This window comes from Limnohabitans sp. T6-5 (genome assembly GCF_003063315.1).
Lineage (GTDB): Bacteria > Pseudomonadota > Gammaproteobacteria > Burkholderiales > Burkholderiaceae_C > Limnohabitans_A.
In genome coordinates this window covers 720,720-743,828 of sequence record NZ_NERV01000001.1, presented here as the reverse complement: position 1 = coordinate 743,828, position 23,109 = coordinate 720,720, and the positions used below count along the sequence as shown (strand labels likewise).

The window sequence follows — 23,109 nt, the reverse complement described above, 5'->3', positions numbered from 1 at the left end:
CCCCCTTTTGTTTGACCGGAGAAAAAACCATGTTGAAAGCCTACCGTGAACACGCAGCCGAACGCGCTGCACTGGGCATTCCAGCACTGCCGCTGGACGCCAAACAAGTCGCTGACTTGATTGAGCTGATCAAGAACCCGCCTGCAGGCGAAGATGCGTTCTTGATGGACTTGTTGACCCACCGCGTGCCTCCAGGCGTGGACGATGCGGCCAAGGTCAAGGCCTCTTTCCTGGCCGCAGTCGCCCACGGTGAAGTCAAAGTCGGTCTGATCTCCAAAGCCAAAGCCACCGAGTTGCTGGGCACCATGGTGGGTGGCTACAACGTGCACCCCCTGATCGAGTTGCTGGACGACGCCGAAGTCGCTGGCGTGGCCGCTGAAGCCCTCAAGAAAACCTTGCTGATGTTCGACTTCTTCAACGATGTCGCTGAAAAAGCCAAGGCTGGCAACGCCAAAGCCAAGGATGTCATGCAAAGCTGGGCCAATGCCGAGTGGTTCACCACCCGTCCCGAAGTCGAGCAAAAAATCACGGTCACCGTCTTCAAGGTGCCCGGCGAGACCAACACCGACGACCTGTCGCCAGCGCCTGATGCCTGGAGCCGTCCCGACATCCCATTGCACTACCTGGCGATGCTCAAGAACACCCGCGAAGGCGCAGCGTTCAAGCCCGAAGAAGACGGCAAGCGCGGCCCCATGCAGTTCATCGATGACCTGAAGAAAAAAGGCAATCTGGTGGCTTACGTCGGCGACGTGGTCGGGACCGGTTCCAGCCGCAAGTCGGCCACCAACAGCGTGATCTGGGCCACCGGCCAGGACATCCCGTTTGTGCCCAACAAGCGTTTCGGTGGCGTGACCTTGGGCGGCAAGATTGCCCCCATCTTCTTCAACACCCAGGAAGACTCTGGCTCCCTGCCGATTGAAGTCGACGTGTCCAAGCTCGAAATGGGCGATGTGATCGACATCCTGCCCTACGAGGGCAAGATTGTGAAAGACGGCGCTACGGTTGCCGAATTCAAGCTCAAGAGTGATGTGCTGTTTGACGAAGTGCGTGCCGGTGGCCGTATCAACCTGATCATCGGCCGCAGCTTGACTGCCAAGGCCCGCGAATTCCTGGGCTTGCCAGCCTCCACCTTGTTCCGTTTGCCTACAGCACCAGCCGCAACCCAAGCCGGTTTCACACTGGCCCAGAAAATGGTCGGTCGCGCCGTGGGTTTGCCCGAAGGCCAAGGCGTCCGCCCCGGCACTTACTGCGAACCCAAGATGACCACCGTGGGCTCGCAAGACACCACAGGCCCCATGACACGCGACGAACTGAAAGACCTGGCTTGCCTGGGTTTCTCGGCCGACATGGTCATGCAGTCGTTCTGCCACACCGCCGCTTACCCCAAGCCCGTGGACGTCAAGACTCACCGCGAACTGCCAGCCTTCATCAGCAACCGCGGTGGCGTGGCCCTGCGTCCGGGTGACGGCGTGATCCACAGCTGGCTCAACCGCCTGCTGCTGCCCGACACCGTCGGTACTGGCGGTGACTCGCACACCCGTTTCCCCATCGGCATTTCCTTCCCCGCTGGCTCTGGCTTGGTGGCCTTCGGTGCCGCCACGGGCGTGATGCCTTTGGACATGCCCGAGTCCGTGTTGGTTCGCTTCAAAGGCGAAATGCAGCCCGGCGTGACCCTGCGCGATTTGGTGCACGCGATTCCGCTGTACGCCATCAAGAAAGGCCTGCTGACTGTGGCCAAGGCCGGCAAGATCAACGAGTTCTCGGGTCGCATCCTGGAAATCGAAGGCCTGCCCAATCTGAAGGTCGAGCAAGCGTTTGAGTTGTCTGACGCTTCTGCCGAGCGCTCTGCCGCTGGTTGCACCATCAAGCTCAACAAAGAACCTGTGCAGGAGTACCTGAAGTCGAACGTGGTTCTGATGAAGAACATGATTGCTGACGGCTACGCCGACGCCCGTACCTTGGCCCGCCGCATCGAAAAAGTGGAAGCCTGGTTGGCCGCGCCCAACCTGCTTGAAGCCGACAAAGATGCCGAGTACGCACACATCATCGAAATCGATTTGGCCGACATCAAAGAGCCGATCGTTTGCTGCCCGAACGACCCCGATGACGCCAAGTTCCTGTCGCAAGTGGCGGGCACCAAGATCGACGAAGCTTTCATCGGTTCTTGCATGACCAACATCGGTCACTTCCGTGCAGCGGCCAAGCTGCTTGGCGGTCAGCGCGACATCCCTGTCAAGCTGTGGGTGGCGCCGCCCACCAAGATGGATGAGAGCGAGCTGATCAAGGAAGGCCACTACGCTGCCTTTGGCACCGCCGGTGCCCGCACTGAAATGCCCGGCTGCTCGCTGTGCATGGGCAACCAGGCACAAGTGCGCGAAGGCGCGACCGTGGTGTCGACGTCTACACGCAACTTCCCCAACCGTCTGGGCAAGAACACCAACGTGTACCTGGCTTCTGCCGAGCTGGCTGCCATCACCTCCAAGATGGGCAAGTTCCCCACTGTGGCCGAATACCACGAAGCCATGGGTGTGGTGAACAAAGACGGCGAAGCCATCTACAAGTACCTGAATTTCAACCAGATTGAAGAGTACGTAGACATCGCCAAGGGCGTTGCTGCCTGATAGACCCCTCAAGGTCTGCCCCAGCCCCCGTGCCGAAAAGCCCGGGGGCTTTTTTATGGCGCTTACCGCTGCGAACAGGCATGTGCCAGAGGCCTTCGGCGGGTAAATCAATTCCTTCCTCGTAGATCGGCACTCGAAGAGTCCGACATGTGACCAATCTCCGCCCAAGCCAGCAAGAACATGACCGGTCAACCATTCCATGTCGGGGTCTCCGACCACCGACCTACAAGGAAGTTTGTGCTGGTTGGGACACGCAGCGTCTGAAACTGTGCTGTGCATGCGTGCGTGACAGCCTGCGCCAGGCTGATGGCGTACGCTTAGCTGATTGTCACTTTGACCCAGGAGCCGCTGATGAAATACGCCAATTTGGGCAAGAGCCCGTTGAAAGTTTCCCGCCTGTGTGTGGGCACCATGATGTTTGCGGATCAGACGCCGCTGGACGAGGCACGAAGCATCCTGGATCATGCGCTGGAGCTGGGCTGCAATTTTCTGGACACCGCCGATGTTTACAGCGTGGGCAAATCCGAGGAGATGCTGGGGCAGTTGTTGCCGGGCCAGCGGCACCGCTGGGTGCTGGCCAGCAAAGTAGGTAACACCATGTCGGCTTTGCCCAACGAAGGGGCTTACTCGCGCACTTGGGTGTTGCGCGCCTGCGAGGGCAGTCTGGCCCGCCTGGGCACCGATCACCTGGACATCTACTACCTGCACCGCGACTACAACGGCATGAATCTGGAAGAGCCTTTGCGCGCCATCGAGGCCTTGTTGCGCGACGGCAAGATCCGCTATTGGGGTGTTTCCAATTTTCGGGGCTGGCGCATCGCCGAGCTGGTCAACATGGCCAAGCAAATGAACATGCCCGGGCCTGTGGTGTGCCAGCCTTATTACAACTTGCTCAACCGCTTACCCGAGGTGGAAATTCTGGAAGCCTGCGGGTACTATGGACTGGGTGTGGTGCCCTACAGCCCGATTGCACGCGGGGTGCTCACGGGCAAATATGCGCCCGGCCAGACGCCCGCAGAGGGCAGCCGCGCCGCCCGGGGTGACAAGCGCATTCTGGAGTCCGAGTTCCGCCAAGAGTCGCTGCAAATTGCGCAAACGCTGGGGCAGCATTGCGAGCGCAAAGGTGTTTCACTGGCCCACTTTGCCACCGCCTGGGTCTTGGCCAATCGCCATGTGAGCGCGGTGATTGCTGGCCCCCGCACGCTGGCCCAGTGGCAAGACTACGCCACCGCGCTGGATGTGGAGATCACCGCCGAAGACGAGGCCGTGGTCAACGCGCTGGTGGCGCCTGGGCACCCTTCGACCCCCGGGTACAACGATCCAGCTTATCCACTGAATGGTCGCTGAAACCAGGCGGCGAGGGGTTGCCGCCAATGCTGCCACCTCGACGCGACAAGCGCTTGCAAACTGGCGCCCTGTTGAGGAGCGCGCTGAGCGGCGGCAGCGAGGGGTGTGAAGGCAATCAGACTGTCTTTGAGCGCTTCCACCACAGCCCGATCACTGTGCAAGCGAAAGGTGTCTCCAGCCTGCAAAAAATGATCGCCGGGATCGCGGCTTTCCGTCAGCCACACCCTGCCAGAGATCACACGCAATTGCATGGCAGGCTGTTTGCGCAGTGTCAGGATGCCTTGTGCAGGCAAGGCTTGGCGTTGTTCTGAGTGCATGAAGGTCTCCCGTGAAGATGTGAACGCTGATGCCTTGACTGTCTCGCACAACAGACCCGGGCGACAGACACAGCAGGCCACCATGCAGGGCCTGACAAGCATCGCAAGGCGGCCATCTGTCTGGTGAAAATTGAGCGGATCTGTGCTGCTTGCGTGCCCGATGGGCCGCAAGCGCTGATGCACAATGGCCGAGCCATGAATGCACCACTTTTGTCCTCATCCGTCCCGATTCAGCCCAGGTATGTGCAGATGGCCACGCGCATGGCCGACCTGATCGAGTCGGGTGCTTTTCAGCCCGGGCAGCGCTTGCCCTCGGTGCGCGACACTGCCGCCCAAGAGGGGGTGTCCGTTTCCACGGCCATGCAGGCGTTTCGCTGGCTCGAAGACAAGGGGTTGGCGAAAGCCAAGCCCAAGGCGGGTTACTTTGTGCGCAAGCAGCGTCAGCGCATTGCATTGCCTTTGGTGGGGCAAACACACCCGCACAGCGTGCCCTTGGTGCCGCGCACCCGTGCCGATGTGCTTGACCGTGATGGTCGCAAGGGGGGGATTGCTGTGAATTTCACTGGCTATTGCCCGCGTGACTCCCAATTGTTTGATGAAGACAGGCTGCGCGTTGCGGTGGCGCGTGCCACCCGTGTGCATCGGCGCACCTTGGTTGATTATTCCAACGTGGCAGGCACGCAAGCCCTGCAAAACGCCGTGGCCCAGCGGGCCTTGCATCTGGGTTGTTCGCTCAGGGGGGAAGACGTGGTGATCACCGCCAGCTGCATGCAGGCCATCAGCCTGTGCCTGATGGCGGTGACCCGACCAGGTGATGTGGTGGCCCTGGAGTCGCCCACGTTTTTCGGGTTTCTGGACTTGCTGGAGTCGCTGAATTTGCGTGTGGTCGAAATTCCATCTCACCCGCGCACGGGTTTGTCTTTGCCCGCCTTGCAGCTGGCGCTGGACACCCAACCGATCAAGGCGGTACTGGCCGTGCCGACCTTGTCCAACCCTTTGGGGGCGATCATGCCCCTGGCCGAAAAAAAGGCCTTGGTGCACCTGTTGGCCCAGTACCGTGTGCCACTCATTGAGGATGTAGTCTTCAACGATTTGCTGGCGTCTGACGAACGACGTCGGGCCGTCAAGGCCTTTGATCAGGATGGCTCGGTCATGGTTTGCGGCTCGTTTTCCAAAACCATTGCGCCGGGCATCCGATTGGGCTGGGTGGATGCGGGTCGCTGGAAGGACCAAGTGGCCACACTCAAACGCGTGCAGGGGGGCGCTACCAATGAAGTGATGGAACATGCCCTGGCCGACTTGCTGACCCAAAGTGCTTACGAGTCGCAGATGCGGCGTTTGAGTGCCACCATGAAAGCCCGTTTGCATGAAGCCCGCCGTTTGGTGAGTGCGCATTTTCCCAAGGGCACGCGGGTGAGCGATCCGGCAGCGGGCTATTCCTTGTGGGTGGAGTTGCCCGTGGCGCTGAACAGCATGCGCTTGTTTGAAGTCGCGGCCGGTGAGGGCATGTCTTTCATTCCGGGGTCTTTGTTTTCAGCCACGGACAGGTATGCCCATTGTTTGCGCCTGAATTTTTCAGGGGCTTGGGGCGATGCGGAGAAAAAGGCGCTCAGTCGCCTAGGGCAGATGGCCCAGACCCTGCTTGTTGCGCAAGGGCCATCTCCTGAAGACGTGATTTCTTGACACCATTGGTAATTTATCCGTGCAGTCTGTACATATCAATTGGGCGGTCACCATGTCAGACATCACGCAATACGGATTGGAACAAGCGCGCGCAGTTGCCGCACATTGCCACGGAGGCCGTGGCGGGTTACAGCAGTGTGATCACGCGCCACGGCAAACCGGTGGCGGTGGTGGTGCCGGTGGCGCAATGGCGCGATCAACAGGCACGCACATTCCAGCAGGCTGGTGTCTTGGCCTTGCGCGGTACGGGGCGGGGTTTGTGGACAGAGGGGGCATCGCAGGCCGTGGCGGACCTGCGGGACGAATGGCAGGCTTGAGGAGCCCGCGAATGAGTCAGCGTTCGCTTGTCTGGTGTGGTTTGCCCGAAGGGTCCACCGTGCTGGTGGACACGGCGCCATGGATTTACCTGCTGGAAGACCATCCCGAATTTGCACCGCGATTTGCGGGCTTGTTTGAAGCGGCTGAAAGTGGCCAGCTCCAGTTGGCGCTGAGCACTGTCACCCTGGCCGAAGTGCTGACCGGGCCTTTCAAAGCGGGCCAAACGGCCTTGGCCAGACGCTATGAAACCGCCTTGAACCAGTACCAAGTGGTGCCCATGACGCCCTCCGTGGCCTGTCTGGCCGCTCAGTTGCGGGTTCAGTACCGCCTCAAGCTGCCCGACGCCGTGCAACTGGCCTCGGCGCTCGACATCGGCGCTGCTGCCCTGGTCACGCACGAACGGGATTATTCGGCGGTGCAGGGCTTGCCGATACTCCTGGGGGGTGATAGGCGGTCTGAAGTTGAAGCCGAGTCTTGTTTTGTAGGTCGGTGGCTTCAGCTCCGACATGACGTGAAAGAGCTGAACGCAAGCCCTATTCATACCTGAAGGCGCCGACCTGCAAAATTGAAAGCCCTTTAAAACTTCACAGGGCCTGCTCAAACTTGCAGACCGTCAAAACATCCTCGCGATCAAAGCGCCATCTGATGGGCCTTCCATTGGAATCCACACTTTGAGTGGGCTGCCCGGTGCCACGTCGATGGCTTCGCCTTTGCCGTTTTTCATGGCGTTCAGCTGAACCTTGCGGTTGCCGCTGGGGTGAATGATCTCAATCGTGTCGCCCACCGAGAACTTGTTTTTCGTCTCGACTTCAACCCAGCCGTCTTGAGCAGCGCGCACCTCGCCCACAAACTGGCTGCGGTGGCCCACCGAGTGGCCGGTTTCGTAGTTTTGGTAGTCCTGCGCGGGGCGGCGCTCCAAAAAGCCCGAGGTATAGCCGCGTGAGGCCAGGCCGTCGAGTTCGCTGATCAGCTCGGGGTTGAAGGGGCGGCCTGCCACCGCGTCGTCAATGGCGCGGCGGTACACCTGCGCGGTGCGGCTCACGTAATACAGGCTCTTGGTGCGGCCTTCGATCTTGAGCGAGTCCACCCCGATCTTGACCAGGCGCTCGATCAGCTCCACCGCCCGCAGGTCCTTGCTGTTCATGATGTAAGTGCCGTGCTCGTCTTCCATGATGGGCATGAGCGCACCGGGCCGATTGGCTTCTTCGATCAGGTAGACCTTGTCGGCCGCGGGGTGGCGTTGGCCGTCGCCGCAGGCTGAGAAGTTTTTCTCGGCGGTTTCTTGTTCTTGCTCAAAGCTGAAATCGCCTTCCATGCGGGTGGGTTTGACCTCGCCGGAGTCGGTCTCGTCGGTGGCCTCTTGCGTGCCATAGCTCCAGCGGCAGGCGTTGGTGCAGGTGCCCTGGTTGGGGTCGCGCCGGTTGAAGTAGCCCGACAACAGGCAGCGGCCCGAATAGGCAATGCACAGCGCGCCGTGCACGAACACTTCCAGCTCCATGTCGGGGCATTCTTGGCGGATTTTTTCGACTTCGTCCAGGCTCAGTTCGCGGCTCAGGATGATGCGGGCCACGCCCATTTTTTGCCAGAACTTCACGGCCGCCCAGTTGACGGTGTTGGCCTGCACCGACAGGTGAATGGGCATCTCGGGCCACTTCTCGCGCACCATCATGATCAGGCCCGGGTCGGCCATGATCAGGGCGTCGGGCTTCATGGCGATCACCGGCTCGATGTCGCGCAGGTAGGTGCGCACCTTGTCGTTGTGCGGCAGCAGGTTGCTGGTGACGAAGAACTTCTTGCCCCGAGCGTGCGCTTCGGCAATGCCGATGCCGATTTGTTCGAGCTTGAATTCGTTGTTGCGTGCACGCAGGCTGTAGCGGGGGTGGCCCGCATAGATGGCGTCGGCGCCAAAGTCGTAGGCGGCGCGCATTTTGTCGAGCGACCCGGCGGGCAATAAAAGTTCAGGGGTTTTGATCGCGGTCATAGCCTTTGATTGTCCAATTTTTTGAACCTGCCACGCGCCGTGCACAATTGACGCATGACAAGAAACATGGCCGAAACAGGGCTCAAACAGGTGTTGATCGCAGGCGGCGGCATTGGCGGCTTGGCTGCGGCGTTGGCCTGTGCGCGGCAGGGCGTGCCGGTGCAGCTGCTGGAGCGGGCCGCGCAGCTGAGCGAGGTGGGCGCGGGCATCCAGATCGGACCGAACGTGACGCGCATTTTGCAGGCCTGGGGCTTGGGGGCTGCGCTGGCGCAGGTGGCGGCTTTTCCCAAGCGCTTGCAAGCGCGGGACGCACAGACCGGGCAGGTGCTGGGCAGTTTGCGTCTAGGTGAGCGGGCGCAGGCGCTGTATGGCGCGCCTTACGCCACCATCCACCGGGCCGATTTGCAAGCCATGCTGCACGCCGAAGCTCAGGCGGCGGGCGTGGATGTGCGCCTGGGCCAAACCGTGCAGGGCTGGCGCGAGACCGCCGAGGGTCTTGCCGTGACCACGGCACAAGAGCTGGCCGCTGGTGCCGCCCAACAGCGCGGGGAGTCCGCCGCAACAGAGCCCCCGTTGATGGCCGATGTGTTGATCGGAGCCGATGGTGTGTGGAGCGCCGTGCGCCAAAAGTTGCTGGGCGATGCCCCGGCCCGATTTACCGGGCACTTGGCCTACCGGGCGATGGTGGCGCAGGGCGATTTGCCCGCGCATTTGCGCAGCGACCAAGTCACTGTCTGGATGGGGCCGCGGCTGCATGTGGTGCATTACCCGGTGCGCGGGGGGCAATGGCTCAACCTGATTGCCATCGTGCACGGCGACAAACCGGCGCAGGCCGATGCTTGGGACGCCACTGGGCACGCACAGGCCCTGATGCAGGCCATGGGCCCGGTGGGTGTGGATTTGCATGAGCGATTGGCGTCGGTGCCCGCCTGGCGGCAGTGGGCGCTGCACGACCGAGCCCCCATGAGCGGGGCCGGTGAAATGGCCCAAGGCCGCGTGGCTTTGCTGGGCGATGCCGCGCATCCCATGCGGCCGTATCTGGCCCAAGGCGCGGGCATGGCGATGGAAGACGCACAGGTGTTGGGGCAGTGCCTGGGCGCAGACGCGGGCAGCGTGGCCGAGCGATTGCAGGCCTATGCCCAAGCACGCTGGGCGCGTAACGCCCGCGTGCAAGCGCGGGCGATTCGCAACGGCCGCATCTTCCACGCTACCGGCCCAGTCGCTTGGGGGCGCAATGTGTCGATGCGCCTGATGGGCGAGCGGCTGATGGATGTGCCTTGGTTGTATGGAGGCGGTTGACCACTTTTGTCGGAGTTGCCAATTTTTTTAAAGGTTTGGGTGGGGCAACAATCGGCGGATCGGTTGATCCGAAACCTCGTTTTTCCGGGCTAGACTCATCAAATACTTTGCCCCCCAAAACCTAGCAAAAACCCTATGGAAAACGTCTTCAATTTTCGAGACCAGCTGGTCAGTGAATACAGCACCTTTTCCAGAAGTTTTTCCAAAATTCATGCACCAGACATCTTGGACAAGGTCGAGCGTGAATACAGCGAGGGCCGTTATTGGCCCGAGCCACTGATTCAAATCAACCCCAACTACCGCCGCAGTGCCACCGTTCAGCAGTTGGCCGCCAAGGGCGATTTACATGCCGCCTGTGCCGAGTTGTTCAAGGCCAAAAAGCCCGAGGGCACGCCTGTCGATTTGTTTTTGTATGCACACCAGATGGAAGCCTTGGCCAAAGCCGGGCAGGACAAAAGCTATGTGGTGACGACCGGCACAGGTTCGGGCAAGTCGCTTTCGTTTTTTATCCCCATCATCGACCGTATCCTCAAAGCCAAGCAGGTCGATCCCAAGCCGCGTACACGCGCCATCGTTATCTACCCGATGAACGCACTGGCCAACAGCCAGCTGGAGGAGCTCGACAAGTTTTTGCACGGCTACGCACCGGGCCAGCAGCCCTTCACGGTCGCCCGCTACACCGGACAGGAAAGCGCAACCGAGCGCGAACGCATCAAAAACAACCCCCCCGACATCTTGTTGACCAACTTCATGATGCTGGAGTTGATCCTCACGCGGCACGAAGAAATTGACCGTGGCGTGGTTGACCACTGCCAGGGGCTTGAGTTTTTGGTGTTGGACGAATTGCACACCTACAGGGGACGTCAAGGTGCTGACGTGGCAATGCTGGTACGTCGCCTGCGCGAGCGCTTGCAAGCCAATAAGCTGGTTTGCATTGGCACATCCGCCACCATGTCATCCACGGGCACCCAAGCTGACCGCAACAAGACCGTCGCCGAAGTGGCCTCCAAACTTTTTGGCACCACCATCACCGAGCACGATGTCATTGGTGAAACACTGGACCGAGTGACCAACCCAGCCAAAAATGTAGACGCCATCAAGCCCTACCTCAAGTCGGCTTTATCTCAAACCAGCTTCTCATGGCCCAATTACGAAGCATTCCAAGACGACCCTTTGGCCATCTGGGTCGAATTGAACCTTGGCATTGAGCTTCCCGAACTCGAAGCACCGCGCCGCGCCAAACCGATGACCCTCAAGGACGCGGCGGCCAGGTTGGCCGACGATGCGGGTTGTGACTTTGATCTGGCCCGTGCAGGCCTGCAACTGTTTTTGGTGGCTGCCCACGAAGTCAAGACCGAACAAGGCCGCCCCCCATTTGCTTTCAAGCTGCACCAATTCATCAGCGGACCAGGCAAGGTGCTCGCGACTTTAGAGCCAGCAGGTAAGCGCCACATCACGCTAGATGCACAACGCTTTGCACCAGGCCGGCAAGACGAGGGAACGCGCCTTTATCCCGTGCACTTCTGCCGTGATTGCGGGCAGGAATACCACCCCGTCTGGCGATCCGACAATGCCCAGCAGGAATACAGTCCCCGCGAAATTGACGACATTTCTTCCGACGAAAACGAAGACGCGCATTACGGCTTCTTGTGCCCGCAAACTACGGGTCAAACCTTTACAGGTCAACTCGAAGAATTGCCCGAAACATGGCTCGACCTGAGCAAAGCCGAACCTAAGATCAAAAGCACATACCGAAAAGCCGTGCCGCAACCGGTCACCTTGGGGCCAGATGGCCTGCACGGGCGGGGCGGTGAAGACTTCTGGTTCATTCCCGGAAAGTTCAGGTTTTGTCTGCGCTGCGGTCTGTCCCATGAGGTCCATGGCAAAGACATCAACCGCCTGGCCAGCTTGTCTGGTGAGGGGCGCTCATCTGCCACCACCATCCTGACCTTGACCGCCATTCGTCAGTTGTTTGCTGAAGGCGATCCGCAGACGGATCAACCCGATCCCCGCAAAATTCTGGGCTTCACCGACAACCGGCAGGATGCCGCTCTGCAAGCGGGCCACTTCAACGACTTCATTTTTTTGCTGACCCTGCGTGCAGCGCTCATTGGCGCATTGCAAAACAACCAGGGCTTGCTGTCTGAAGACGTATTGGCCAGCCAAGTTTTCAAAGCGCTGGGGTTCGAGCAAGTTGATCAAGGCACACTGACCGAATACCTCAAGAACCCCAAGATCATGGGCCTTGCCCGGCAAGATGCCCAGAAGACCTTGCGCTTCATCATTGGGTACAGACTGATGCGCGACCTGCGTCGAGGCTGGCGCTTCAACAACCCCAACCTGGACCAGCTCAACCTGCTGAACATCCAATACCGGGGCATTGCCGAATTTGCTACCGAAGAATCCTTGTTTGTAGGCAACCCGGTTTTGTCAAAGCTCTCGCCCCAACACAGAACAGAGCTTTCGGTGTGCCTGTTTGACCACATGCGTCGCGGTCTTTGCTTGCAAAGCATGTACCTCGACCCCATCGAGCAAGAGCGTGCCAAGACCACCGCCTTCCAATACCTGAACGACCGCTGGGCATTCGCGTACGACGAAAGCCTCGAAACCTCCAAATACCTCATCTTGGGTAAGCGTCCAGAATACCGAGGAAAGCCTCGAACAGACCTGGTACCGGGTGGTCCACGAACCCGCTTACTCAAAGACATCAAGTTGTCCCCGCTGTGGAAGAGCAGCTCAGCTGCCGCTGTAGTCAGCGGCTGGAAAGACCCGCAATGGACAGCCTTCATTGAAGACCTGCTGAAGGCCGCATCCAATTACGGCTATGTACAAAAGTTCGACATCGACTCCCAGGTGCTCGGCTGGCGCCTGAACGCCAACAGCATGGACTGGCTGCTGGTGCGCGACGAAGACATAGACACAGACACCCGCCACAACGCCTACTTCCGCAACCTCTACTTGGCCGTTGCACAGACGCTTCAACAATCCCAACACGCACTCTTCAACTTTGAAGCGCAAGAGCACACCGCCCAGGTCGATGCCGGACGCCGCCAGCTTCTGGAGCAGCGCTTTCGTTACACCACCAAAGACCGACAGGACTGGGCAGAAAACCCCGCCAACGATGCGCCATTGCAGCGTTTGCCCGTCATGTTCTGCTCGCCCACCATGGAGCTGGGCGTGGACATTTCGGCACTTAATGCCGTCTATTTGCGCAACGTACCGCCCACACCGGCCAACTACGCTCAGCGCAGCGGCCGTGCAGGCCGCTCCGGCATGCAGGCGCTGGTCATCACTTATTGCGCCGCCCTCAGCCCGCACGATCAATGGTTCTTTCACCACGCTACCGACATGGTGCACGGCATCGTCAAGGCGCCCACACTGGACTTGGCCAACCGCGATCTTGTCGAAAGCCACCTCCACGCCATCTGGCTCTCGTCTGCACAAGTTCAGCTCGACACCAGCATCGCTCCCATGTTGGAGCTGGACAAAATAGACCAACCCCTCAAAGACGCTTTGTGGCAAAAAATCAATTCGCCCGAAGTGAACCAACGGGCTGCCCAAAGCGCACAGGCCTTCATGAAGCAGGTGGTGACAGAAGTCCAAAGCAGCCCATGGTATTCGCCCGAACATGCGAAAAACACCATTGATAAAGCACCGAAGGACTTTTCAGAAGCCTTCCAGCGTTGGCGCACCCTGGTCGAGGCCACGCGCAAGCAAATGGACATGGCCAACACCGTCAGCCAAAGCTACACCAGCAGCAACGCTGAGAAACTCAACTCACAGCGCCGTTACGGCGATGCCGCCAAGCAATACGCTTTGCTGCTCAAAACCGGCAACGCCCAAAACAACGACTTCTACACCTACCGCTACCTGGCCAGTCAAGGCTTTTTGCCCGGCTACAACTTCCCGCGTTTGCCCCTCATGGCGTGGATACCGGCCAAAGGCGGTGCAGGGGGCAAGGACGACGACGGCAGCATGGTCAGCCGACCACGCTTTCTTGCTCTGTCCGAGTTTGGCCCGCGCAGCCTCATTTACCACCAGGGCCGCATGTACCGAGTGGTGCGTGCCAAGCTCAACGTCGGCAACACCGACCACATCTCGGGCAACAGCTCTCTGGCTACCGTTACCAGCCGTGTTTGCAGTGCCTGTGGCTATGCCCACATGAGTCAGCTGGGGGGCAGCGATCCCATCGTGGATCGTTGCGAAAACTGCGATGCCTTATTGACCGACAACGACTGGGTCAAAAACCTTTACCGCATCGAAACGGTCGAGACCATGGCCGTCGAGCGCATTTCCATCAACGACGAAGACCGTCAGCGTCAAGGCTTTGAGCTTCAAACCACCTACAAGTTTTTGCCCGGCCCCAATGGCCAAATCTCCAAGGTCAAGACCATCGTCCAGCCGAGCTCAGATGCCAACGAGGCACCCCTGGCCGAACTCACCTACGCCCCCGCCGCGCTCATCTGGCGCATCAACCGGGGCTGGCGTCGCCGCAAAGACAAAAACCAACTGGGGTTCTACATCAACCCCGTCACGGGGCAGTGGAGCAAAAAAGACGAACCAGGTGCAACCGAAGCCAACGAAGCTGAAGACAACTTGCTCGACAAGGTGCCCAACCAGCAAATCGTTCCGTTTGTAGAGGACTACCGCAACATCCTGATCCTGCAGCCTGCAAAGCAAACGCTGGACTTGGAAACCATGGCCACCTTGCAAGCCGCTCTCAAGCGCGGCATCGAGATGACCTACCAGATCGAAGAATCCGAGTTAGTGGCCGAAGCCCTGCCCACGCAAGACAACCGGCAAGCCATCATGTTCTACGAGGCTGCCGAGGGCGGTGCAGGTGTGCTCACACGCTTGGCCACCGAACCCCAAGCCCTTGCCCAAGTGGCCGCGTCAGCCCTCAAGCTGTTGCACTACAACGCGCCCACGGGTCCGTGGAAGTTTGATGAACTGCCCACCCTGGAGCAACTGGACAAAAACGGTCATCACATTTGCGAAGCGGGCTGTTACCAATGTCTGTTGTCTTATTTCAACCAACCCGACCACGACAACATCAACCGCCGCAATGAAGATGCTCTCAAGCTCTTGGTTGCATTGGCCAATGCTCAAGTTGTGCCTGCGCCGCAAAGCGCATCCACCTTGCCCACAACCCTCGCACCTGTTGACGATGGAACCGGGGCAAGCTTGCTCAGCCAGTGGCAACAAGCTTTGCAAGCAGGTGGTTTCGCATTGCCCTCAGACATGAATGTGCCCATCTCTGGCACCAACGCCGTTGCAGACGCTTTTTACAAATCGGCCAGAACAGTGGTCTTCCTCAGCGCAGTCAGTGACGACATCGTTGGCCACCTCCGCGACAAAGGCCGTGACGTGCTGGTCATGTCAGACCCGGCCCAATGGCCCGAACAGTTTGCCGCCAACACCCAAGTGTTTGGCCCTGGAAATCAGAACACCCCATGACCACAGCCACCGCACACTTCCAACCCGGCAACCTCGTTCGCGCCCGTGGGCGCGAATGGGTCGTTCAGGCCGACTCATCGTTTGACGAAGCCACCAGCCTGCTGCGCTTGCGCCCCTTGGGCGGCTCTGACGAAGACACCATCGCCCTGATTCCAGAGCTAGAGTTCACCCCTGTCGAACCCGCCACTTTTCCTTGGCCCGACGCCACCCAACCAGGCAACCACGCGGCCGCGCTGCTCATGCGCGACGCCCTGCGACTCAAGTTGCGTGCCGGTGGTGGTCCCTTCCGCTCGTTCGGCAACATCGCGGTGGAGCCTCGTGCTTATCAGCTGGTGCCCTTGCTCATGGCCCTGCGCCTGAACACCGTGCGTCTGTTGATTGCTGACGACGTCGGTATCGGTAAAACGGTTGAGGCAGGCCTCATCGTGCGCGAGCTGATGGACCGTGGCGAAATCACCCGCTTTGCCGTTTTGTGCCCCCCGCACTTGGTGGAGCAATGGCAAAGCGAACTGCTCAGCCGCTTCAACCTGCAAGCCGTGGCCCTCACATCGGCCAGTGCCAGCCGCGTGGAGCGCGAGTTGCCACACGGCGTCAGCCTGTTTGACCACTACCCCATCGTTGTCGTCAGCCTGGACTACATCAAGAGTGAACGCCACCGCGAACACTTTTTGTCCATCGCGCCCGCATGCATCATCGTTGACGAGGCCCACACCTGTGCCAGCAGCGGCGCAGGCAAGCAACTGCGGTTTGAATTGTTGCAGCGCTTGGCCAAAGACGATGCCCGCCACTTGCTCTTGCTCACGGCCACGCCCCACTCGGGTGACGAAACTGCGTTTTACAACCTGTTGTCTTTGCTCAACCCCGACTTTGCGCAGCTGCAAAACCGCACCTCGGCACAAGACCCCTTGCGCCAATTGTTGGCGCGACACTTTGTGCAGCGCCGCCGCAAAGACATTGTGGAATGGCAAGCCCAAACCCAAGACCTGCGTGGCTTTGCCCGCCGCATGAAGACCGAGCAAACCTACAAGCTCACGGGCGACTGGGGTGCCTTCTTTGACAACGTGCAAACCTACTGCCGCGAAATGGCCGAATCGGTGGAGGGGCAGCAGACCGGCCAAGCCCGCCTGATTTGGTACGCCACCTTGGCTCTGCTGCGGTGCGTGGCTTCTTCTCCAGCCGCTGCCGTGAAAGCGCTGACCACCCGACTTGAAGGCAAAACCGGCACCGCGCTGGAAGCCGATGGTGAAGACCTGCTGGAAGACGACCGCCTGCACGACGGCGAAGCCGACGACATGGCCGGCACCGATCTGGAGCCCGCTGGTCAGCTCAGCCCGCAACTGCAAGATGCCCAGCGTCTGCATGCCCTGATTGAAGACGCCAAGCGCCTGAGCGGCAAGTCGGGCGACCCCAAACTCGCCAACCTGATTGCCCACCTCGATGGTTTGGTGAAAGAAGGCTTCCACCCCGTGGTGTTCTGCCGCTACGTGGCCACGGCCCATTACGTGGCCGACGAACTGCGCAAACACTTCAAACAAGCCACTGTGTTGTCCGTGACTGGTGAGCTCAGCCCCGAAGAGCGCCGTGATCGGGTGGAGAACATGGAAGACGGCGACACGCGCATTTTGGTGGCCACCGACTGTTTGTCCGAAGGCATCAACTTGCAGCACCTGTTCACCGCCGTGGTGCATTACGACCTGGCCTGGAATCCGACGCGGCACGAACAGCGCGAGGGCAGGGTAGACCGCTTTGGCCAGCAGGCCCCCGAAGTGCGATGCACCATGCTCTACGGCCAAGACAACCCGGTCGATGGCTTTGTGCTTAACGTCATCTTGCGCAAAGGCGAAGCCATCCAGAAAGAGCTTGGCGTGCTTGTGCCCATGCCCGAAGATAAAACCCGCATCAATCAGGCCATGGTCAAGGCTGCACTCATGAAGCGTGTCAGCGCTGAAAGCCGCCAAATGGGTTTGGGTTTTGAAGAAGCCGAAGAACTTCTGGCTCCACTGCAAGCGCAGTGGACCGACGCACTCGAAAAAGCCAAAGCCAACCGCACCGTGTTTGCCCAGCGTGCCATTCGGCCCGACGAAGTCATGCCCGAATGGCAAAAGCAGCAGCAAGCCCTGGGCACCCAAGACGATGTGCAGCGCTTTGTGCAAAGCGCTTGCGCTCGCCTGAACGCCCCACTCGAAAAAGCCCGCCGCCAGTCCTTCAAGTTGCCCACCGTTCACTTGCCTGAGTCCCTGCGTCAACGCCTGGATGACGAAGGCTTGGTCAAAGAGGGCGATACCAAAGGCTTGATGATCGACTTTGCCGAACTGCACCGCAGCCACCCGCTGGTGACCGTGCTGGCCGATCACCTGATCGAAACCGCCTTGCAGGGCGAAACCAGCATCACCGCCCGTTGCGCTGCCACCGAGACCGATGCAGTGCAGGTGGTCACCACGGTGTACTTGCTGCGTTTGCGCCACCAGCTCAGTTATGTCCGCCGCAAAGAGCCCTACCAAATGATGGCCGAAGAAACTGTGGCGGTTGCCGTGCAGGGCCGCACCAACCCGGTTTGGCTCAGCGATGAGGGCGTGTCTCAGTTGCTGCAAAGCACACCCACCAGCAACTTGCCGCGTGAGCTGATCACTCGCGAGATCCAGCAATCGCTGGACTTTGCACAAGCCAACCAAGACTACTTGGGTCAACTGGCCAAAGAACGCGCCCAAGCACTTTTGGAAGACCACCGCCGCGTGCGCGAAGCCGCCCGCGACGTGGGCCAATACAGTGTCACCCCCTGCTTGCCGGTGGATGTGATCGGCGTCTATGTGTTGCTGCCCGAATTGCTGTGATCTGAAAAGAACAAGAACATGAAACGCATCACCTGCCACAAGCTCGCCACCCTGAACCTGCCCACCCTTCGCCTGGAAGGCGGCTTGTTCTTGCCCGACGTCCTCGAAAAAGCCGCCCTGGGCACTGCCCGCCTGCAAGCCGATGCCGACTACGGCATCCCCAAGGGCCTGAAGCAAAAAGACGAATACAGCCGCGCCTTTCAAATCGCATCCGCCCAGTGGAAGCATTTTGAAAAGCAAATGGAACGCGCCGACCTGGACGCCGCGCACGCCACCGCCACCTTTGTGACCGAGCTGCTGCGCGACGCCTTGGGCTACCCCGCCGTGGGGGCCAGCACTGGCATTACCGTGGGCGACCGGCATTACACCGTCACCCACATCGCCAGCAACGGCTTGGGCGCACAGCTACCCATCGTCATTGCCCCGCACAGCTTGGGCCTGGACGAAGCCGACCCGCGTTACGGCGTGCGCCATGCCGACGGCTCGGCCAGTGGCACCCGCAAAAAGTCCCCTTTCCAGTTGATGCAAGAACTGCTCAACGCCAGCCCTGACCACCAATGGGGCTTGGTCACCAACGGCAAAACCATCCGCCTGTTGCGCGACGCCGCCACGCTCACCCGCCCCAGCTACCTCGACATCGACATGGCCGACCTGCTCAGCGGCCAGCGCTATGCCGAATTTGCCTACGCCTGGCGCTTGCTCCACGCCAGCCGCGCAGGCCTGCAAGCCACCAGCGACAGCCAAGCCCACGCACCCGTGGTGTGGGAAGCATGGCGAGAAGCCGGTCAAGAAGAGGGCACCCGCGTGCGCAACGGCTTGCGCATGGGCGTCACGCAAGCGTTGCTCACTTTTGGCAACGGATTTTTACAGCATCAAGCCAACGAAGCCCTGCGCCTGGCCCTGCAAAACGGTGAGCTGACCAAAGAAGCCTACTTCGCCCAGCTGCTGCGCCTCATTTACCGCCTCATCTTTGTCTTCAGCATCGAAGAGCGCGGCTTGCTCAAAGACGCCAATGGCCAAACCAACGCGGCATACACCCAAGGCTATGCCTTGGCCCGCCTGCGCGACATGGCCCTGCGCCGTCGCGCCCGCAACCGCTTTGACGACTTGTGGCAAAGCATGCGCATCGTGTTCAAAGGCCTCAACCACGGCGAGCCCCGCTTGGGCCTGTCCGCCTTGGGCGGCTTGTTCAACACCAGCCAATGCCCCGCGCTGGATGTGGCCGAACTGAGCAACGCTCACCTGCTGGCCACCATGCAAAGCATGCGCTGGGCCGCGCAAGCGGGGGGCAGCTTGGCCCCCATCGACTACCGCAACATGGGCGTGGAGGAGTTGGGCAGCGTTTACGAAAGCTTGCTCGAACTCGTGCCCGAGGTGGACCTGCCCGCCCGCACATTTGGCTTTGTGGGCCTGACCAGCGAGGGCAGCACCGCCGGTAACGAACGCAAACTGACCGGCAGCTACTACACCCCCGACAGCCTGGTGCAAGAACTCATCCAGTCCGCACTGGTGCCCGTCATTGACCAGCGCATCGCCGCCCAACCTGACAACCCTGTGGACGCATTGCTCAGCATCAAGGTGTGCGACCCGGCCTGCGGCAGCGGCCACTTTTTGCTGGCCGCCGCCCGCAAGCTGGCCGAGCGCCTGGCCGCGCTGCGGTCAGACGACGGCGTGGTCACCCCCGCCGCCTATCGCCATGCGCTGCGCGAAGTCATTGCCCGTTGCATTTATGGCGTGGACCGCAACCCCATGGCCATTGAACTGGCTCGCACCGCGCTGTGGCTGGAAGGCTTTGAAGAGGGCAGGCCGCTGAGCTTTTTGGACCACCACCTGCAAGTGGGTGATGCGTTGCTCGGGTTGACTGACCTTAAGGCGTTGGAATTCGGCATTGCGAAAGATGCATTCAAGCCACTTTCTGGTGACGACAAGGAAGTTTGCAAACTGCTTGCAAAGATCAATGTAGGTGAATTGAAAGACCTAGAAAAAAAACGCAAATCCAATGCCTTTGGTCAGTTGGATGTGGTTAATGCTTTCGATAGTGGCCTCAAGCCTCTGCAAGCACTAGAGGCACTGCCAGAAAAAAATACCCAAGAGATCGCTGCTAAGGAATCGGCCTACCGTGTGTTTTTGGAGCAAGCCAAAACCAATCGACTAGCCCATGCTGCCGATCTTTTGGTTGGTGCCTATCTGTTACCCAAGCGTCTGGGGGCGGAAAGTATCCCCACCAGTGGCACGCTTTACCTTACCTTGTCGGGTGATGAATTGCCCGAGGACCAAAAATGCGCATTGGTAGCAGCCCAAGTTGCTTGCCTTGAGGCGCGCGTACTTCATTGGTCTCTGGCTTTTCCTCAAGTGTTCGGTTGTGGTGGTTTTGACTGCGTGCTGGGTAACCCGCCATGGGAACGCATCAAGCTGCAAGAGGAAGAGTTCTTTGCCACCCGCCACCCCGCAGTGGCCGCTGCTAAAAACAAGGCCGAGCGTGCACAGCGTATCCAATGGCTGAGTGAAGGCACCTTGGCCGAGCACCTAGGTGCACACGCGGAGCCACGCGGTTTGTTCGATGTAGCCAACCCCGCCAGTAGCATGCTGGCCGACTCCGAAAAGCGCCTTTACGCTGAGTTCATCACCGCTCGCCGCTCGGCTGAGGCCGCAAGCGTGTTCATGCATGTGAGCGGCAGCACCACAGGCATAGGGGGCGAGGGCGGTCGCTACCCGCTCACCGGTGTGGGCGACGTCAACACCTACGCGTTATTTGCTGAAACCATTCTTCAAATCAAATCCCCAACAGGGCGGGCGGGGTTTATCGTGCCAACTGGCATTGCCACCGACGATAGCACGAAGCAATTTTTTGGCCATATCTCACAGTCGGGGCAATTAATTAGCTTGTATGACATTGAAAACAAACAAGCTTTATTTGAGTCAGTGCACCGCAGCTTCAAGTTCAGTTTGGTCACGCTCGGTCAAGCTTCTGTATCTGAGTTTGTTTTTTTTGCCAGCCATCCAAGCCAGCTCACCGACCAGCGTCGCCGCTTCAGCCTTACACCGCAAGAGTTTCAGCTCATTAATCCAAATACTCTTACGTGTCCTGTGTTTAGGTCGCAGATGGATGCAAAACTAACTGAAAAAATCTATAAAAAAGCGGGTTGTTTCCATCAGTTCCAGATTGCTGATCCTTGGAATGAAAATTTAAGTCGAATTTTTGATATGGGGAAATCAGCAGATCAATTACTTGCTGAGAAGTCAGAGCGAACTAATTCTTACCCAATGATTGAGGCTAAATATTTTCATCAATATGATCATAGATATTCATCAATTGATTCATCGGGGAATGATATTACTGTACAAGATGAGTTTAAGTCTGATCCTTATTTTTCTATAAATACTTCTTACGTAATGGAGGTTTCAGAGACTGAGCGTAGGTTAATTGAAAGAAACGCAAAATTTCAATGGCTGATTGCTTATCGAAACATCACAAATGCTACTAATGAGAGAACAATAATTGCATCTGTACTGAAGAGATGTGCAACAAATTACTCCGTTCGGTTGTGCATTAGTAACAAAGCGCCTAGACATCAAGCTGCCCTACTTGCAAATCTTAATTCAATAACTTTGGATTTTATTGCTCGTCAGAAGCTGGGCGGAACCAATCTTTCAGATTATGTTTTCCGACAATTTCCTATATTGCCGCCTGAAAACTATTCTTTAACTGACCTCGCCTACATCGTCCCCCGCGTGCTGGAGCTCACCTTCACCGCCCACGATCTGGCCGCTTGGGCGCAAGACCTTGGCCATAGTGGCCAGCCATTCCCCTTCAACTCGGAACGACGTGCCCAACTTCGCGCCGAGCTCGATGCCTACTATGCTCGACTTTACGGCCTCTCCCGCGACGAACTGCGCTACATCCTCGACCCCGCCGACGTCATGGGCGACGACTACCCCAGCGAAACATTCCGCGTCCTCAAAAACGGCGAACTCCGCGAGTTTGGCGAATACCGGACGCAGCGCTTGGTGCTTGCGGCTTGGGATGCTTTGGAGTGAAGCATGGGAAGAGCAAAACAAGCATGGATGGAAGCGCAAGATCGTGGGTGGGATGGATTGGACAGGCACGTATGTGTTGACTGCGTAGATGATGTTTATCTGGCCAGTTTGGTAGAAGCGTCAGCACACCACACGGGCTGTGACTACTGCGATAACACTGGCGTGTCAACAGCTGAGGTCAGTTGTATTTTGGATGCAGTAAAGACTGGCATTCACTACGGATTCAATGACGAAGCTAATGCCGGAGTGCCTTACAGCAAGGACTTTCCAATTGAGTACTTGTCGACGCAAGATGTGCTTGAAGGAACATTGAGTAACGAAGGTGTGAATTGGTGCAACGAGCTGATTGAAGACGTAGCGGGTGCACTGCATGAAGTAGGTTGGGTTGAGGCTCCTGAAGGTGATTTTTTTGGGAGCTACGGACATCAACGGTATCGGTGGTCCTGGTCTGCTTTTGTCGCCGCAGTGAAGCACCAAAGCCGATTTCATTTTCATGTTCACAAGTCCGTTGATGAGTACGGCGATCGGCCTATCAGTCCTGCAGAGATGCTGGGCTTTCTGGGGCACGTGTTTGAGCACAACCAGATGGTGCAAACCATTTCAGCAAATGCAGTGTTTTTGAGGGTTAGAAAAGGTGTTTGGCCTTTGCTTGCAGGTGAAGCCGGACCACCGCCGCACACCAAAGCCACTGGAGGGCGGATGAACCCTGCGGGCATCCCCTATCTGTACTTGGCGTTTGATCAAACAACGGCGCTTCACGAAGCGCGTGCTGTAGTGGGTGATGCCGTGACTGTCAGTCGTTGGCAGCCCAGCAGAGAACTTCGGGTGTTAGACCTGACACACCAACCGAAGTGCATGTCCATTTTCGAGGGGCGTGATCCCACACAGGACTATGCAATCTTTCTGTGGCATTTTTTAGAGGACATCTCTAAGCCTTTGTGCAAAGACGACATTCCTGAAATTGAGTATGTGCCTACCCAGCTGGTTTGCGAATATCTCGCCCAAGTCTTTTCTCCTGATGGAAAACCTTTGGATGGGCTGATTTACCCCAGTGCTTTAACAGCGGGAAAAAACTTTGTGCTTTTTCCTGAGCGCGGTCAGCGGTATGTGAAGTCTTCACTCGAACGTTTTGGAATGGTGAAGTCTTCACTCGAACGTTTTGGAATGGTGAAGTTTCAATCGGCTGAGGTCATTAAGGTTTGAATTTAAAGTGGTCT

At 58.7% G+C, this 23,109-nt stretch carries 12 protein-coding genes; 10 read left to right on the top strand and 2 right to left on the bottom strand.

Annotation, left to right across the window (positions count from 1 at the left end; translation table 11 throughout):
* The first annotated feature begins 29 nt into the window (after nucleotides 1–29).
* Both acnB and B9Z51_RS03160 read left to right on the top strand, forming a co-directional pair.
* Nucleotides 30–2,621, top strand: a complete 2,592-nt coding sequence (gene acnB, locus B9Z51_RS03165) for a bifunctional aconitate hydratase 2/2-methylisocitrate dehydratase (protein WP_108371703.1) — start codon at nucleotides 30–32, stop codon at nucleotides 2,619–2,621.
* Nucleotides 2,622–2,972: 351 nt separating this feature from the next.
* A complete protein-coding gene (locus B9Z51_RS03160; RefSeq protein WP_108371701.1) occupies nucleotides 2,973–3,968 on the top strand; it encodes an aldo/keto reductase in 996 nt (331 codons plus the stop codon).
* Here B9Z51_RS03160 and B9Z51_RS03155 read toward each other — a convergent pair.
* Nucleotides 3,947–4,285 (bottom strand): DUF2917 domain-containing protein, encoded by a 339-nt coding sequence (locus tag B9Z51_RS03155; RefSeq protein ID WP_158272813.1) that lies wholly within the window; start codon nucleotides 4,283–4,285, stop codon nucleotides 3,947–3,949. The two genes, B9Z51_RS03160 and B9Z51_RS03155, sit on opposite strands and share 22 nt — an antisense overlap.
* 195 nt (nucleotides 4,286–4,480) lie before the next feature.
* Between B9Z51_RS03155 and B9Z51_RS03150 the strand changes: the two genes are divergently transcribed.
* The 3 genes from B9Z51_RS03150 to B9Z51_RS03140 all read left to right on the top strand — a co-directional run bounded on the left by B9Z51_RS03150 (nucleotide 4,481) and on the right by B9Z51_RS03140 (nucleotide 6,833).
* The gene (locus B9Z51_RS03150; RefSeq protein ID WP_158272812.1) at nucleotides 4,481–5,968 is read left to right on the top strand and encodes a PLP-dependent aminotransferase family protein; all 1,488 of its coding nucleotides are present in this window, start codon (nucleotides 4,481–4,483) and stop codon (nucleotides 5,966–5,968) included.
* A 95-nt stretch (nucleotides 5,969–6,063) separates the two neighbouring features.
* A complete protein-coding gene (locus tag B9Z51_RS03145; protein WP_158272811.1) occupies nucleotides 6,064–6,285 on the top strand; it encodes a type II toxin-antitoxin system prevent-host-death family antitoxin in 222 nt (73 codons plus the stop codon).
* An 11-nt stretch (nucleotides 6,286–6,296) separates the two neighbouring features.
* Entirely contained in the window at nucleotides 6,297–6,833 is a 537-nt protein-coding gene (locus B9Z51_RS03140) for a PIN domain-containing protein (protein WP_158272810.1), read from the top strand.
* A 66-nt stretch (nucleotides 6,834–6,899) separates the two neighbouring features.
* Here the strand turns inward: B9Z51_RS03140 and yegQ are convergent, their stop codons facing one another.
* On the bottom strand, nucleotides 6,900–8,267 hold the full coding sequence (gene yegQ / locus B9Z51_RS03135) for a tRNA 5-hydroxyuridine modification protein YegQ (protein ID WP_108371692.1): 1,368 nt from the start codon (nucleotides 8,265–8,267) through the stop codon (nucleotides 6,900–6,902).
* A gap of 66 nt (nucleotides 8,268–8,333) precedes the next feature.
* Here yegQ and B9Z51_RS03130 point away from each other — a divergent pair, with 66 nt between their 5' ends.
* From B9Z51_RS03130 to B9Z51_RS03110, 5 genes are all read left to right on the top strand, one after another.
* Nucleotides 8,334–9,566 carry an FAD-dependent monooxygenase gene (locus B9Z51_RS03130; protein ID WP_108371690.1) on the top strand — a complete coding sequence of 411 codons (1,233 nt, stop codon included), beginning with the start codon at nucleotides 8,334–8,336 and terminating at the stop codon, nucleotides 9,564–9,566.
* Between the two features lie 135 nt (nucleotides 9,567–9,701).
* A complete protein-coding gene (locus B9Z51_RS03125; RefSeq protein ID WP_108371688.1) occupies nucleotides 9,702–15,023 on the top strand; it encodes a DEAD/DEAH box helicase in 5,322 nt (1,773 codons plus the stop codon).
* Nucleotides 15,020–17,854 (top strand): helicase-related protein, encoded by a 2,835-nt coding sequence (locus tag B9Z51_RS03120; RefSeq protein ID WP_108371687.1) that lies wholly within the window; start codon nucleotides 15,020–15,022, stop codon nucleotides 17,852–17,854. Before B9Z51_RS03125 ends, B9Z51_RS03120 begins: the two co-directional genes overlap by 4 nt.
* Before the next feature lie 522 nt (nucleotides 17,855–18,376).
* On the top strand, nucleotides 18,377–21,892 hold the full coding sequence (locus tag B9Z51_RS03115) for an N-6 DNA methylase (protein WP_233254800.1): 3,516 nt from the start codon (nucleotides 18,377–18,379) through the stop codon (nucleotides 21,890–21,892).
* A gap of 3 nt (nucleotides 21,893–21,895) precedes the next feature.
* Nucleotides 21,896–23,095, top strand: a complete 1,200-nt coding sequence (locus tag B9Z51_RS03110; RefSeq protein ID WP_108371683.1) for a HEPN-associated N-terminal domain-containing protein — start codon at nucleotides 21,896–21,898, stop codon at nucleotides 23,093–23,095.
* The last annotated feature ends 14 nt before the right edge of the window (nucleotides 23,096–23,109 follow it).